Annotated in this window: 13 protein-coding genes; 9 read left to right on the top strand and 4 right to left on the bottom strand. The window is 36.1% G+C overall.

Going from position 1 to position 13,679, the window contains the following annotated elements:
• Window positions 1-81: 81 nt before the first annotated feature.
• From rpoE to purD, 9 genes are all read left to right on the top strand, one after another.
• Window positions 82-654, top strand: coding sequence for an RNA polymerase sigma factor RpoE (rpoE, locus tag B6C84_RS06305; RefSeq protein WP_065614532.1), 573 nt, complete (start codon window positions 82-84; stop codon window positions 652-654).
• Between the two features lie 35 nt (window positions 655-689).
• Entirely contained in the window at window positions 690-1,250 is a 561-nt protein-coding gene (locus B6C84_RS06300; protein WP_086354119.1) for an RseA family anti-sigma factor, read from the top strand.
• 99 nt (window positions 1,251-1,349) lie between these two features.
• Window positions 1,350-2,258 carry a MucB/RseB C-terminal domain-containing protein gene (locus B6C84_RS06295; protein ID WP_165755148.1) on the top strand — a complete coding sequence of 303 codons (909 nt, stop codon included), beginning with the start codon at window positions 1,350-1,352 and terminating at the stop codon, window positions 2,256-2,258.
• Window positions 2,259-2,385: 127 nt separating this feature from the next.
• Complete coding sequence (gene lepA, locus B6C84_RS06290; RefSeq protein WP_065578602.1) at window positions 2,386-4,182, top strand: translation elongation factor 4; 1,797 nt, start codon at window positions 2,386-2,388, stop codon at window positions 4,180-4,182.
• A 20-nt stretch (window positions 4,183-4,202) separates the two neighbouring features.
• Window positions 4,203-5,204: a signal peptidase I gene (lepB, locus tag B6C84_RS06285; RefSeq protein WP_086354117.1), complete on the top strand. Its 1,002-nt coding sequence runs from the start codon at window positions 4,203-4,205 to the stop codon at window positions 5,202-5,204.
• An 11-nt stretch (window positions 5,205-5,215) separates the two neighbouring features.
• On the top strand, window positions 5,216-5,890 hold the full coding sequence (gene rnc, locus B6C84_RS06280; protein WP_065578604.1) for a ribonuclease III: 675 nt from the start codon (window positions 5,216-5,218) through the stop codon (window positions 5,888-5,890).
• Window positions 5,887-6,792 carry a GTPase Era gene (era, locus tag B6C84_RS06275; protein ID WP_065651742.1) on the top strand — a complete coding sequence of 302 codons (906 nt, stop codon included), beginning with the start codon at window positions 5,887-5,889 and terminating at the stop codon, window positions 6,790-6,792. The genes rnc and era overlap by 4 nt, the downstream gene beginning before the upstream one ends.
• A gap of 175 nt (window positions 6,793-6,967) precedes the next feature.
• Window positions 6,968-8,560 carry a bifunctional phosphoribosylaminoimidazolecarboxamide formyltransferase/IMP cyclohydrolase gene (gene purH, locus B6C84_RS06270; RefSeq protein WP_086354116.1) on the top strand — a complete coding sequence of 531 codons (1,593 nt, stop codon included), beginning with the start codon at window positions 6,968-6,970 and terminating at the stop codon, window positions 8,558-8,560.
• 27 nt (window positions 8,561-8,587) lie between these two features.
• Window positions 8,588-9,877 (top strand): phosphoribosylamine--glycine ligase, encoded by a 1,290-nt coding sequence (gene purD, locus B6C84_RS06265; protein ID WP_086354115.1) that lies wholly within the window; start codon window positions 8,588-8,590, stop codon window positions 9,875-9,877.
• A gap of 187 nt (window positions 9,878-10,064) precedes the next feature.
• On the opposite strand, the gene B6C84_RS06260 is transcribed toward purD, so the two are convergent.
• Genes B6C84_RS06260 through B6C84_RS06245 form a run of 4 tightly spaced genes read right to left on the bottom strand, consistent with a single transcriptional unit; the run spans window position 10,065 to window position 13,679 of the window.
• The gene (locus tag B6C84_RS06260) at window positions 10,065-11,291 is read right to left on the bottom strand and encodes a beta-ketoacyl-ACP synthase (protein ID WP_086354114.1); all 1,227 of its coding nucleotides are present in this window, start codon (window positions 11,289-11,291) and stop codon (window positions 10,065-10,067) included.
• Complete coding sequence (locus tag B6C84_RS06255) at window positions 11,288-12,019, bottom strand: 3-ketoacyl-ACP reductase FabG2 (protein ID WP_086354113.1); 732 nt, start codon at window positions 12,017-12,019, stop codon at window positions 11,288-11,290. The genes B6C84_RS06260 and B6C84_RS06255 overlap by 4 nt, the downstream gene beginning before the upstream one ends.
• A 5-nt stretch (window positions 12,020-12,024) precedes the next feature.
• Window positions 12,025-12,498, bottom strand: coding sequence for a hotdog family protein (locus tag B6C84_RS06250; protein ID WP_086354112.1), 474 nt, complete (start codon window positions 12,496-12,498; stop codon window positions 12,025-12,027).
• Window positions 12,498-13,679 (bottom strand): beta-ketoacyl-[acyl-carrier-protein] synthase family protein, encoded by a 1,182-nt coding sequence (locus B6C84_RS06245; RefSeq protein WP_086320582.1) that lies wholly within the window; start codon window positions 13,677-13,679, stop codon window positions 12,498-12,500. The genes B6C84_RS06250 and B6C84_RS06245 overlap by 1 nt, the downstream gene beginning before the upstream one ends.

The following is a 13,679-nucleotide window of genomic DNA, read 5'->3' as shown; positions in this document are numbered from 1 at the left end:
TTTAAATTTACGAATCTAACTGTTAGAGTGCACAGTTTTGGGCCAACTAATAGTTATTAACATAATGAGGAATGGCCTTTAATGGGGGAGCAAATAACAGACCAAGTTTTAGTTGATCGCGTTTTAAACGGAGATAAAAATGCGTTTAATTTACTTGTCGTTCGTTATCAAAATAAGCTAGCTCATTTGGTATCACGTTATGTTTTACCTTCTGAGGTCCCTGATGTTGTGCAAGAAACCTTTATCAAAGCTTATCGTTCGTTAAGCTCTTTTAAAGGGGAAAGTATTTTTTATACTTGGTTGTACCGAATTGCGGTTAATACAGCAAAAAATTATTTAATTTCGCAAGGTCGACGACCGCCATCTTCGGATATTGATGCTAGTGAAGCTGAAAGTTACGAAGGTGCCGACTCATTGAGAGATGTCGATAACCCAGAAAGTTTAGTTCTTTCTAAAGAAGTTGAAAAAGTTGTATTTGAAGCAATTGAAGCATTACCTGATGATTTGAGAACTGCTATCACATTACGTGAAATTGACGGTCTAAGTTATGAGGAAATTGCCGAAATTATGGGAACACCGGTTGGAACAGTTAGATCACGTATTTTTAGAGCTCGTGATGCTATTGATGAAAAAATTAAACCTTTAATTGGTTAAATAAATTAAGTAGCAAGAAATTTAAGGTATCTACTATGCAAATAGAACAGAAACAGCAACTTTCATTATTAATGGATGGTGAGTTAACTGATCAACATGTTGTTGAGATGGTTAGCCATGATGAAAGTTTGCAATCCTGCTGGCATCGTTATCATATTGCAAGAGACGCAATGCGAGGAGAATTGCACGGTAGTTCATTAACATTAGATATTACCAAACAAGTTGCTATGGCGATTGCTGATGATGACTTATATCCACAATTAACTGAGCAGCCATCCCAAAGTGAGATTTCAATTCCAAAAGCCGAAAATCTATTCTGGATTCGAATGAAAGATATTATGGCTAAAGTTAGTCAAATTGGATTAGCGGCTTGTGTTACCTTAGCTATTATTGCGGGAGTCCAATATCATCAAGGTCAATCAGATGATGTTAGTGGTGCGCCTACGCTAAATACTATCCCTATGGGAGTAAACGTTGCGCCTGTTGGTGGTATACAACAACATAATGATCAGCAACTTCTTGAAAAAAGACAATATGATAAGATTAGGTTGTTGGTTCAAGATTATGAATTACAAAAAAGGTTAAATGCCCGTTAACTAAAAATGAATTTTCTTTATTCTTTGATAAAATTTATGTTAAAACAGAGTAATAATTTTTTTATTACTCTGTTTTTTATATTTTTTTCCGCATCTGTTATGGCGGAAGAAACGCATGATGCGTTGAGTTTACTCAATAAAATGACCAAAGCTGTGCAGACGCGTGACTATCAAATTCATTTTATTGCGCAAGATAAAGATCAATATGCAACTACCTTTGAATATAATCATTTAGGTGCTGACAAAAAAGAAAATATCAATGCTCAACTGCTTTATCTTGAAGGTCCAGCTAAAGAGATAATTTTACATAATAATACCACTAGTTATTTCCAACCTGATAGTCCTTCTTTTTCGATTTCAAGTTCCCGCATTACAGAGGCTTTTCCTGACGTTATTTATAATGATTTTAATTCATTAGCTAATATTTATGACTTTATTTTATTAGGTAAGACTAGAACGGCTAATCGAGGTGCTCAATTAGTCAAAGTCATTGCTAAAGATAAAGATCGTTATAGTTATGTTATATGGATCGATGATGAAAATTTTTTACCACTACGCATTGATTTGTTAGATGAAGATAATGATATTATTAATCAATTAAAAGTGGTTGATCTTGATAAAGAATTTGATGCAAAAAAATTTAAAAATTATATTGATAATCGAACCTACCCAATTTTATTATCAATTGAAAAACAGAATAATCTTCTTGATGCTTGGCGTTTAGCATGGTTACCTAAAGGGTTTAAAGAGATTGCTGCTTATAATGTTAACTTTTATAGTTCTGATATAGCGACTAAGCTGTTTTCTGATGGTGTATTTTCATTTACTGTAAATGTTTCTTTAGAGCAGGCCAGTCAATTAAATCAAATTATTCAGCAAGGTGGCCGAACGATTTTCTCAACTAACATGGGTAATAAAAATATCATAATTATTGGTAATTTACCACAAGTAACAATAGAAAAAATTGCACAAAATATTGTTGAGAAATCACCGGAAAACTCTCGATAACACTATGCTTACTCACTATTAATGTGTAGAATGTCTGCTTTCAAATTCGTGATTATTTGACTTGTTATTTATAGCCAATAACATTAATGATAATTAACAGTACATAACTAAAATATAACTTATTGATATGAATAAAAATATCCGCAATTTTTCAATTATTGCTCATATTGACCATGGTAAATCAACGCTTTCTGATCGTATTATCCAAATTTGTGGTGGACTTTCTGATCGCGAAATGGAAGCTCAAGTTCTAGATTCGATGGATTTGGAACGTGAACGAGGGATTACGATTAAAGCTCAAAGTGTTACTTTAGATTTTCATGCTAAAGATGGCCAAACATATCAGCTGAATTTTATTGATACTCCTGGGCATGTTGACTTCTCTTATGAAGTATCACGCTCGTTAGCTGCATGTGAAGGAGCATTATTGGTAGTCGATGCAGGACAAGGTGTTGAAGCGCAAACACTTGCCAATTGTTATACGGCACTTGATATGGATCTAGAAGTCGTACCAGTACTTAATAAGATCGATTTACCTGCGGCTGAACCTGAACGAGTGGCGGAAGAGATTGAAGACATTGTTGGTATAGATGCCAGCAATGCAGTCAGATGTTCAGCGAAAACTGGTGTTGGGGTGGTTGATGTACTTGAACAACTTGTTCATGATATTCCTGCACCCGAAGGTGACTCTAATGCACCATTACAAGCGCTAATTATTGACTCATGGTTTGATAACTACCTAGGTGTTGTATCACTAATTCGTATTAAAAATGGTGAACTACGCAAAGGTGAGAAAATCAAAGTTATGAGTACCGGAATGACTTATAATGTTGATCGTTTAGGTATTTTTACACCAAAACAAGTTGATAAAGACTGTTTACATTGTGGTGAAGTAGGTTGGGTGGTTTGTGCTATTAAAGATATCTTAGGTGCACCAGTCGGCGATACCTTAACATCGGCCAGAGCACCTGCTGAGAAAGCATTACCAGGTTTTAAGAAAGTAAAACCACAAGTCTATGCAGGTTTATTTCCAACTAGCTCAGATGATTACGAAGCATTTCGTGATGCATTAGGTAAATTAAGTCTTAATGATGCTTCACTTTTTTATGAGCCAGAAAATTCAGGCGCATTAGGATTTGGTTTCCGTTGTGGTTTCCTTGGCTTGTTGCATATGGAAATCATTCAAGAACGGTTAGAACGCGAATATAACCTTGATCTTATTACTACAGCTCCAACGGTAGTTTATGAGGTTTTAACTACTCAAAATGAGATCATTTATGTTGATAGCCCTGCTAAACTACCGGCCGTAAACAATATTCAAGAACTACGTGAGCCGATAGCTGAATGTAACATTTTAGTACCACAAACTTACTTAGGTAATGTAATAACATTATGTGCTGAAAAACGTGGTGTACAAGTTAATATGGTTTATCATGGCAATCAAGTTGCATTAACTTATGAAATACCAATGACCGAAGTTGTATTGGATTTCTTTGATAAACTTAAATCGACTTCACGTGGCTATGCATCTTTAGATTATAGTTTTAAGCGTTTCCAAGTTGCTGATATGGTAAGACTTGATGTATTAATTAATGGTGAACGAGTTGATGCATTAGCGCTTATCACACACAAAGATAATGCACCTTACCGTGGTCGAGAACTAGTGGAAAAGATGAAAGATCTTATCCCTCGTCAACAGTTTGATATAGCAATTCAAGCGGCAATTGGTAATCATGTAATAGCACGTTCTACAGTAAAACAATTACGTAAAAACGTATTAGCCAAATGTTATGGCGGTGACGTTAGTCGTAAAAAGAAACTTTTACAGAAGCAAAAAGAGGGTAAAAAACGTATGAAGCAAGTAGGTAATGTTGAACTACCTCAAGAAGCGTTTTTAGCAATTTTGCATGTAGGAAAAGATTAATCAGTTAAAGAGGAAAACAAATGGCTGGAACATTTGCCATCATATTAACATTAGCAACTTTTATTACCGCTATCTTCTGGTTTTTAGAAAAATTTAGATGGAAACCAGCTAGACAACGTAAAGTAGAAGAAGTGCGTAAAGCCCATAATGGTGAGGTTGATGGGCGAGTCCTTGCTGAGGTTGGAAAACCAAAAGGTTGGGTTGAAAGCTTAGCATCTTTTTTTCCGGTTTTATTCGTGGTTTTTGTTATTCGTTCATTTATTTATGAACCCTTTCAGATTCCTTCAGGATCGATGATGCAAACTTTATTAATTGGTGATTTTATTGCGGTTGAAAAATTTTCTTATGGCTTAAAAAATCCAATTAACAATAAAGTACTAATTGCTACAGGAAAACCCCAAAGAGGGGATGTTGCTGTATTTAAGCATCCTAACATACCGCAAATGGATCTAATTAAACGTGTGGTTGGTTTACCTGGTGATAAGATTGTTTATCTGGTTAATGAAAAGAAAGTAGTTATTTATCCTGCTTGTCAAACAACGGATAGTAATTGTGTTGGTCAACGATCTGAGCCATTAGATTTGCACTATACTCAACCACAGCCAAGCAATTGGAAACAAGTACACGAAAAAGATAAATCTAACCCAAGTTTTTATACCTTGGAACAATATAAGGACAAAGGTATTGTTGATTCTCAATTTATAAGAACGTTTGATATAAAAATTCAACAAGAAACGTTGGGTAATAAGTCACATGATATTTTAACTACATCTGGAATAGAGGAAGATCCGAGTTATTTTTATCATCAAAAAGGTCAACCTGTTGCAACTTGGGTAGTACCACAAGGTAACTACTTTATGATGGGTGATAATCGTGATAATAGTGGCGATAGCCGATATTTTGGTTTTGTTCCTGAAGAAAACTTTGTTGGTCGTGCAACCGCTATTTGGATTAGCTTTGAAAAACAACCTGACGAATGGCCTACAGGAATTCGATTCAGCCGTATCGGTGGGATCCATTAACTGTGATAACTATGAAAAATTTGAATCAAATACAACAATCGATTGGTTATCAGTTTAAAGATACATCTTTACTACAACTCGCACTGACTCATCGCAGTGCGAATAAAATGCACAATGAGCGGCTAGAGTTTTTAGGTGATTCAATCCTTAGTTTTGTTATTGCTGATGAGCTTTATCATCGATTTAGTAAGCAAGATGAAGGTGATCTTAGCCAAATGAGAGCAAGTTTAGTTTGTGGTCAAACTCTTGCTGAAATGGGCAAAGAGTTTAAATTAGGTGATTATCTTATTTTAGGTCAAGGCGAATTAAAAAGTGGTGGTTATCGCCGTGAGTCGATTATTTCTGATGCCGTGGAAGCTATCATCGGTGCTGTTTATTTAGATAGCGATATTGAAAATATTCGTCAGTTAATTTTAGCTTGGTATACAACACGTTTAAACGAAATTAAACCCGGCATTAAGCAAAAAGATGCTAAAACACGATTACAGGAATATTTGCAAGGTATTCGACATGAACGACCATGCTATTTAATTCTTGAAGTTACTGGTGATAATCATGAGCAAGAGTTTCTCATTCAATGCAAAATTGATAATGATGATCATCAATATTTAGGACGAGGTTTAAGCCGTCGCAAGGCTGAACAAGCCGCAGCTCAAGAAGCACTAAACCAATTAGGTATAAAATGACAGAATCAAAACAACATTGTGGATTTGTTGCCATAGTCGGTAGACCAAATGTCGGCAAATCAACTTTATTAAATCAACTACTTGGTCAAAAGGTATCAATCACTTCACGTAAGGCACAAACTACACGTCACCGTATTGTAGGTATTGATACTCAAGGTGATGATCAAATTATCTATATTGATACCCCCGGTCTTCATATTGAAGAAAAAAGAGCGATTAACCGGTTAATGAATCGTGCTGCTAGCAGTTCAATTGGTGATGTTGAATTGGTTATCTTTGTTGTTGAAGGCACACACTGGACTGATGATGATGAAATGGTTGCAGGCAAACTTAAAGATTGTAAAGCGCCTGTATTACTGGTGATTAATAAAATTGATAATGTGACAGATAAAACCCAGCTGTTGCCTCATATTCAAGAAATCAGCCAAAAAATCAAATTTTTGGATGTTGTGCCTATTAGTGCTGAAAAAGGTGAAGGCGTTGATATCATCAAAGACATTGTAAAAAAACATTTACCTGTTGGTGAACATCATTTCCCAGAAGATTATATTACTGATCGTTCACAACGGTTTATGGCTTCAGAAATCATCCGTGAAAAACTAATGCGCTTTTTAGGTGATGAACTACCTTATTCTGTCACGGTTGAAATAGAACAATTTAAAGTCGATGAGCGTACCGGCATGTACCGTATCAATGGTTTAATTTTGGTTGAACGTGATGGTCAAAAGAAAATGGTCATTGGTAATAAAGGTGAAAAAATCAAAAAAATTGGCATAGAAGCACGTAAAGATATGCAATTATTTTTTGATAATAAAGTTCATTTAGAATTATGGGTAAAAGTTAAAGCTGGCTGGGCTGATGATGAGCGAGCTCTTCGAAGCTTAGGCTATAGTGACGATTAATCCAAATCCTTTTGTATAAATATCAGGCAAAGATTTTGCCTGATGATTACTTTCTAATTTATCAACTCCTGTTCCGATTTATTTTTCAAAAGTTAATGCTAAACATCTACTCTGGTTTTATATATAATAGCCTTTCACTGACTTGGATTTAGAATTTTAATTTCGGAGCTTTTTCATGCAGCAGTTTCGTCCTATCCGTCGTGCTCTACTTAGTGTTTCTGATAAAACAGGAATTATTGAATTTGCCAAAGCTTTATCAGATCGTAATGTAGAACTCCTTTCCACTGGTGGTACCGCTAAACTATTAATCGACAACCATATTCCTGTTACTGAAGTATCTAATTATACAGGTTTTCCTGAAATGATGGATGGCCGAGTTAAAACCTTACATCCTAAAATACATGGTGGTATTTTAGGCCGTCGAGGTGTTGATGATGACGTCATGCAACAACATCAGATCGACCCAATTGATATGGTCGTTGTGAACTTATACCCTTTTGCAAAAACTGTTGCTGATCCAAACTGTAGTTTAGAAGATGCGATAGAAAATATCGATATTGGTGGGCCAACTATGGTACGTTCTGCCGCCAAAAATAATAAAGATGTTGCGATTGTGGTTGATTGTCAGGACTATAACACAATCATTGATATGTTGGATAACCAACAAAATTGCCTTTCTTTTAAATATCGTTTTAGTCTAGCAATAAAAGCTTTTGAACATACAGCTCAATATGACGGCATGATTGCTAACTATTTTGGTAAACTTGTCCCACCATATTATGGCGACACTGATAAGCCTGCTGGAGAGTTTCCTCGAACTTTAAATCTGCAGTTTATTAAAAAACAAGATATGCGATATGGTGAAAATGCTCATCAACAAGCTGCATTTTATATTGAAGAACAGCTTGAGCAAGCCTCTATTGCAACCGCTAAACAGCTACAAGGTAAGGAATTATCTTATAATAATATTGCCGATACTGATGCTGCATTGGAATGTGTAAAATCCTTTGATGAACCTGCTTGTGTAATTGTCAAACATGCCAACCCTTGCGGTGTTGCAGTAAGTGATAATATTTTAACTGCATATTTAAATGCTTTTAAAACTGACCCAACCTCTGCATTTGGTGGCATTATTGCTTTTAATCGCCCTTTAGATGCTAAGACCGCTCAAACTATTGTCGATAAACAATTTGTTGAAGTGATTCTTGCACCTTCAATTGACCAAGATGCTTTAGCTATCACACAAACTAAAAAGAATGTTCGTGTACTTGAATGTGGTAGTTGGTCAAGTAGTTCTACAACTAGTTTAGATTTTAAACGTGTTAATGGTGGGGTTCTTGTACAAGAAAAAGATTTAGGTATGGTTACTAAAGATCAGTTAAAAGTTGTTACCAAACGCCAACCAACTGAAAAAGAACTATCCGATGCGCTATTTTGTTGGAAGGTAGCAAAATTTGTTAAATCTAACGCCATTGTTTATGCCAAAGATAATATGATAATTGGTATTGGTGCAGGGCAAATGAGCCGTGTTTATTCAGCGAAAATTGCCGGCATCAAAGCAAAAGATGAAAACCTAGAAGTTGCTGGTTCGGTAGTTGCTTCTGATGCTTTCTTTCCATTTAGAGATGGCGTAGATGCAGCCGCTGCGGTGGGCGTTACTTGCGTTATTCAACCGGGTGGATCGATTCGTGATGATGAAGTTATTCAAGCCGCAAACGAGCATAATATTGCGATGATTTTTACCAATATGCGTCATTTTAGGCATTAATCTTTAAAAGTATTGAAAGGACCTTGTATGAAAGTTTTAGTTATCGGTAATGGTGGGCGTGAACATGCCTTAGCATGGAAAGCAGCACAATCACCATTAGTGACCAAAGTATTTGTTGCGCCGGGTAATGCAGGTACCGCACTTGAAACAAATTTAGAAAACATCAATATAAAAGCAACCGACATTGCCGGACTATTAAATTTTGCACAGGAGCAACAAATAGACTTAACCATAGTCGGACCAGAAGCGCCATTAGTTATCGGCATTGTTGACAGTTTTCAAAAAGCTGGATTGAAAATTTTTGGCCCATCTAAAGCGGCTGCACAGTTAGAGGGATCAAAAGCTTTTACTAAAGACTTCTTAGCTCGTCACAATATCCCAACGGCTGAATACCAAAATTTTACCGAAATTGAGCCTGCTATTGCATATATTCGCCAAAAAGGTGCGCCAATTGTAATAAAAGCCGATGGGTTAGCTGCTGGTAAAGGTGTGATTGTCGCTATGACGCTAAAAGAAGCCGAAGATGCTGTACATGATATGTTAGCGGGTAATGCCTTTGGTGATGCAGGTCATCGAGTTGTCATTGAAGAGTTTCTTGATGGTGAGGAAGCCAGTTTTATTGTTATGGTCGATGGTAAACATATTGAACCAATGGCAACCAGTCAAGATCATAAACGAGTAGGGGATGGTGATACAGGTCTTAATACTGGTGGAATGGGTGCATATTCACCAGCGCCAGTGGTAACTGATGATGTATTTACTAAAGTGATGGAACAAATCATCTATCCAACAGTTAATGGCATGGAACAGGAAGGTAATGTGTATGTCGGCTTTCTTTATGCTGGTTTAATGATTGATAAACAAGGTAATCCAAAAATTATTGAATTTAACTGTCGATTTGGTGATCCTGAAACCCAACCAATAATGATGCGAATGCAATCTGATTTGGTTGAACTCTGTTTAGCTGCCGTAGAAGGTAAATTAAACACAATTAAATCAAAATGGGATCCAAGACCTGCTTTAGGGGTAGTTCTTGCTGCAGGTGGATACCCTGGTGATTACAATACTAAAGATGTCATTTTAGGCTTACCTGCTGAAATAGATCAAGATTGCAAAGTCTTTCATGCTGGAACCAGCTTAGAAAATGGACAAGTATATACTAATGGTGGGCGAGTTCTTTGTGTTACTGCACTAGGTAACACGGTATCTGAAGCTCAACAATATGCCTATGAACAACTTAAAAATATCTATTGGCATGGTTGTTACTATCGTCATGATATTGGTTATCGAGCTATTGAACGAGAAAAAAATAGTTAGAAGACTAATCAATAAAAATAGCGCTGTATAGCGCTATTTTTTATCTGTTAATAAGTTAAAAAAAATTGAGGAGAGGGGTTTTTTAACCCCAAAAAGTTAAGCATAGCCTCTTTATAGCACAAATAGAACCAAAAAAAATTTTCTTAAAAAATTTGTTTGGGGTATTTGTAATGTCTAAAAGAGTAAACTATATTCTTTTGATTATAATTGAAGTATTAATACCACCAAAAGCAAAATTATTAGTTTGAAAGTATTCAATATCTAAATTTCGCCCTTCACCGACAATATAATCAAGATCACCGCATTGTGGATCCACATCATTTAAGTTAATAGTTGGGTTAAACCAACCTGAGTGCATCATTTCTAACGTTAACCACGCTTCTATTGCACCACAAGCACCAAGGGTATGACCAAAATAACTTTTTAATGATGATATTGGTGTTTTATTACCATAAATATTTGCAACCGCGTTACTTTCAGCTACATCTCCTCGTGCGGTAGCGGTGCCGTGCGCACTAATGTAACCAATTTGGTTAGCATCTAATCCTGCATCTTTTAATGATTGTTCGATACAATACTGGATTGTTTCTTGTCTTGGCTGAGTAATATGACTGGCGTCACAGTTAGTTTTGAAGCCAATAATTTCACCATAAATTTTCGCTCCGCGAGCTTTGGCATGTTCATATTCTTCCAAAACTAATGCTCCTGCACCTTCACCAATAACTAAACCATCGCGATCGCGATCATACGGCCGTGGTGATAGTTTAGGCGTGTCGTTAAGTTGACTAGTAGCAAATAGAGTATCAAAGACTGCTGCTTCCGATGGACATAATTCTTCGGCACCACCAGCTACCATTATTTTTTGCATACCGTATTTTATTGCCTCGTAAGCATAGCCAATCGCTTGGCTGCCAGATGTACAAGCACTTGATGTTGTGATCAATCTACCTTTCAAACCAAAAAATAAGCCAGTATTAACAGCAGTAGTATGCGGCATCATTTGAATATAGGTTGTTGCAGTGATGTTATTGGTATGTTTTTCATTTAACATAGTTGCAAATGACGCAACTGGTTGAGTACTACCTGTTGATGATCCAAATGCGATGCCAGTATTGCCATTAGTGAGCTCGGGGTCATCTAACAATCCTGCTTTTTCTAAGGCAATTTCAGTTGCCTTGGTTGAGAGTAGAGAAACTCTGCCCATAGAACGGGTTTTTTTTCTTGTATAGTGTTCAGGCAATACAAAATTATCAATAGGAGCACCAAGCTTGGTATGTAATCCGTCATAGATTTCCCATTCAGGCATGTATCGAACAGCATTGTCTAATTGTTTTAATTTGTGTTCAATTTCGGTCCATTCGCTACCAAATGCAGTAATGCCACCAACTCCTGTTATGACTACTCGTTTTGTCATACCATTCCTCCATTTATTGAAATGACTTGCCGTGTTATATACCCAGCATTGTCTGACATTAAATAACTTGCAAGTCCTGCAACTTCGTCAACGTGTCCCATTCTTTTCAGTGGAATCATGTTCATTGCTTCTTTTAAAGCTATTGGTTCCATATCCAATATCCCAGTATCAATTAAACCTGGTGCAATGCAATTAACAGTAATTTTTCGTTTAGCTAGTTCAAGGGCTAACGCTTTGGTTGCACCAATTACACCTGCTTTGGCAGCACTATAATTAACTTGCCCTCGATTGCCAACGATACCTGAAACTGATGATATAACAATAATTCTTCCTCCATCACGTAATCCAATCATGGGCATAATACATGGGTGTAAAACATTGTAAAAACTATTAAGATCGGTATGAATTACCGATTTCCAATCATCTTGAGTTAGAGCAGGAAAAGCTCCATCTCGAATAATTCCAGCATTATTCACAACACCGTAATAAGCACCATGCAGTTCAATATCGGCTTCAATTACTTGTTGGCATTGTTCTGTGTTGCTGATATCAAATTGTATGAGTCTGCTTTTTTGACCTGTTTGTTCTATGAATTTTTGCGTTTCAAGCGCACCTTGTTTATCACTATGGTAGTGTATAACGATATCAAAACCATCTAATGATAATTTGCAAGCAATTGCTTTACCAATTCCTTTACTTGCTCCAGTGACAAGTATTGTTCGATTCATTATCCTTATCCTCCTAGTCGCTGGGAACCAAAAAGTTGATCTAATTCATTGTGATCGGGTTCATAAACATTTAGTTTGCCTGATGAAACACATTGTTGATTGATGGTAATTTGGCAATCAAAATTAGCCAATTTTGTATCAAAAAGTACTAAATTAGCGGTTATTAGTAATTCACTATTAAGAGGAAATGCTGGTAATGTATTTTTTATTGCTCGACCGCCTAGTAACATACCCAATTGTGGTGAATGATTTTTTTTTGCATCATGATATCCATTCCAAACGCCAATGGTTTGAGCCATCAATTCGATAGCAAAAAAATTGGGTAGTTGATTATCTCTATTTAAAAATGGAGAGAGTATGCCATCTTTAGTAACTTTAACACTGCAAATGCTTTGTTTATTGTTAACTAAATGAACTTTATCGATCATGATCATTGGTGTCTTGTGTGGTAAATAGGAATTTACTGATTGATATTGCATTATACTTTTCCAATAATAAGTGATGCATTATTGCCACCAAAAGCGAAAGAATTTGACATTATAATTGGTGTTTGTAGCATCATTTTTTCTGTAACTATATTGATTTTATCTAGATTCATGTCATAGGGTGATATCGAAAAATCTTGCTGCGGTAAATAAATATTTTGGTTAAGTAACAAATAGCTTATGGCCAATTCAGTAATTGCTGCACTACCCAATGTATGCCCAGTTAGATGTTTAGTTGAACTGCAATAAGGCAAGTTTTGATTAAATAAACGATAAACCGCCTTACTTTCAGCTTGGTCATTAAGAATTGTTGCTGTGCCATGTAAGTTAAGATAGCCAATTTCATTAGGTGTTAAGTTAGCATCATTTAATGCCATTTCCATTGCAGCTTGCGCACCAATTCCTTCTGGATGAGGGGATGAAATATGATAAGCATCTGAAGATTCCCCGGAGCCTAATAGAACAATTTCACTTGATTCTTCTTTGGTTAATAAGATTATGCCACTAGCTTCACCAATGTTTATGCCGTTACGATCTTTAGCAAATGGCATGCAAGGGCTATCTGATAGAGCCTCGAGTGCATTAAAGCCATTGATTGGCATTCTGCTTAAGCTATCAGCACCACCAACAATCGCAGCATCAACTAGACCTAATTCAATCAATCGTTGTCCACTCATTACTGCTTTTGCACTAGAAGTACAAGCAGTTGAAATGCTGTAACTAGGACCTTTTAAGTTGAGTAATTCTGTTAAAAATCTAGACGGATCACCCAGTTCTTGTTGATGGTAATGAAAATTTGGCTGACAATGGTGTGTTTTTAGGTAATATTTAATATTGTTGTCACCTTCATGTATTCCCGAAGTACTTGTACCCATTATGACGGCTATTCGTTTGGTACCATATTTTTCGATAGCTTGTTGTATTGGTTGTTTGATTTGCAAATATGCAGCATAGAGTAATTGATTATTTCTTGTTGAATATTGCACCAGATGTTCTGGAATTGAGGGCAAATCATCGGTAACTTTACCTAACCAGATATTATGGCCATTTAGTAACCAACCGTCTTGTTTCGTTAAGAAATGTTTCGCACAATAATTCTCTGATAAATTATTGGCTATTTGTTGTTTGTTGTTTCCTAAAGTGTTTATTGCGCCAAGCGCTGCAATATAAATCAT

The sequence above is a fragment of the Gilliamella apis genome (genome assembly GCF_002142155.1).
Lineage (GTDB): Bacteria > Pseudomonadota > Gammaproteobacteria > Enterobacterales > Orbaceae > Gilliamella > Gilliamella apis.
This window is presented reverse-complemented; position numbering and strand designations above follow the sequence as displayed.

What these genes read in the sequence shown, in the direction of transcription:
- B6C84_RS06300 (WP_086354119.1), top strand. Translation starts at nt 690, where the DNA reads ATGCAAATAGAACAGAAACAGCAACTTTCATTATTAATGGATGGTGAG.
- rpoE (WP_065614532.1), top strand. Translation starts at nt 82, where the DNA reads ATGGGGGAGCAAATAACAGACCAAGTTTTAGTTGATCGCGTTTTAAAC.
- rnc (WP_065578604.1), top strand. Translation starts at nt 5,216, where the DNA reads ATGAAAAATTTGAATCAAATACAACAATCGATTGGTTATCAGTTTAAA.
- B6C84_RS06260 (WP_086354114.1), bottom strand. Translation starts at nt 11,291, where the DNA reads ATGACAAAACGAGTAGTCATAACAGGAGTTGGTGGCATTACTGCATTT.
- era (WP_065651742.1), top strand. Translation starts at nt 5,887, where the DNA reads ATGACAGAATCAAAACAACATTGTGGATTTGTTGCCATAGTCGGTAGA.
- purD (WP_086354115.1), top strand. Translation starts at nt 8,588, where the DNA reads ATGAAAGTTTTAGTTATCGGTAATGGTGGGCGTGAACATGCCTTAGCA.
- purH (WP_086354116.1), top strand. Translation starts at nt 6,968, where the DNA reads ATGCAGCAGTTTCGTCCTATCCGTCGTGCTCTACTTAGTGTTTCTGAT.
- B6C84_RS06255 (WP_086354113.1), bottom strand. Translation starts at nt 12,019, where the DNA reads ATGAATCGAACAATACTTGTCACTGGAGCAAGTAAAGGAATTGGTAAA.
- B6C84_RS06295 (WP_165755148.1), top strand. Translation starts at nt 1,350, where the DNA reads ATGGCGGAAGAAACGCATGATGCGTTGAGTTTACTCAATAAAATGACC.
- B6C84_RS06245 (WP_086320582.1), bottom strand. Translation starts at nt 13,679, where the DNA reads ATGATTTATATTGCAGCGCTTGGCGCAATAAACACTTTAGGAAACAAC.
- lepB (WP_086354117.1), top strand. Translation starts at nt 4,203, where the DNA reads ATGGCTGGAACATTTGCCATCATATTAACATTAGCAACTTTTATTACC.
- lepA (WP_065578602.1), top strand. Translation starts at nt 2,386, where the DNA reads ATGAATAAAAATATCCGCAATTTTTCAATTATTGCTCATATTGACCAT.
- B6C84_RS06250 (WP_086354112.1), bottom strand. Translation starts at nt 12,498, where the DNA reads ATGCAATATCAATCAGTAAATTCCTATTTACCACACAAGACACCAATG.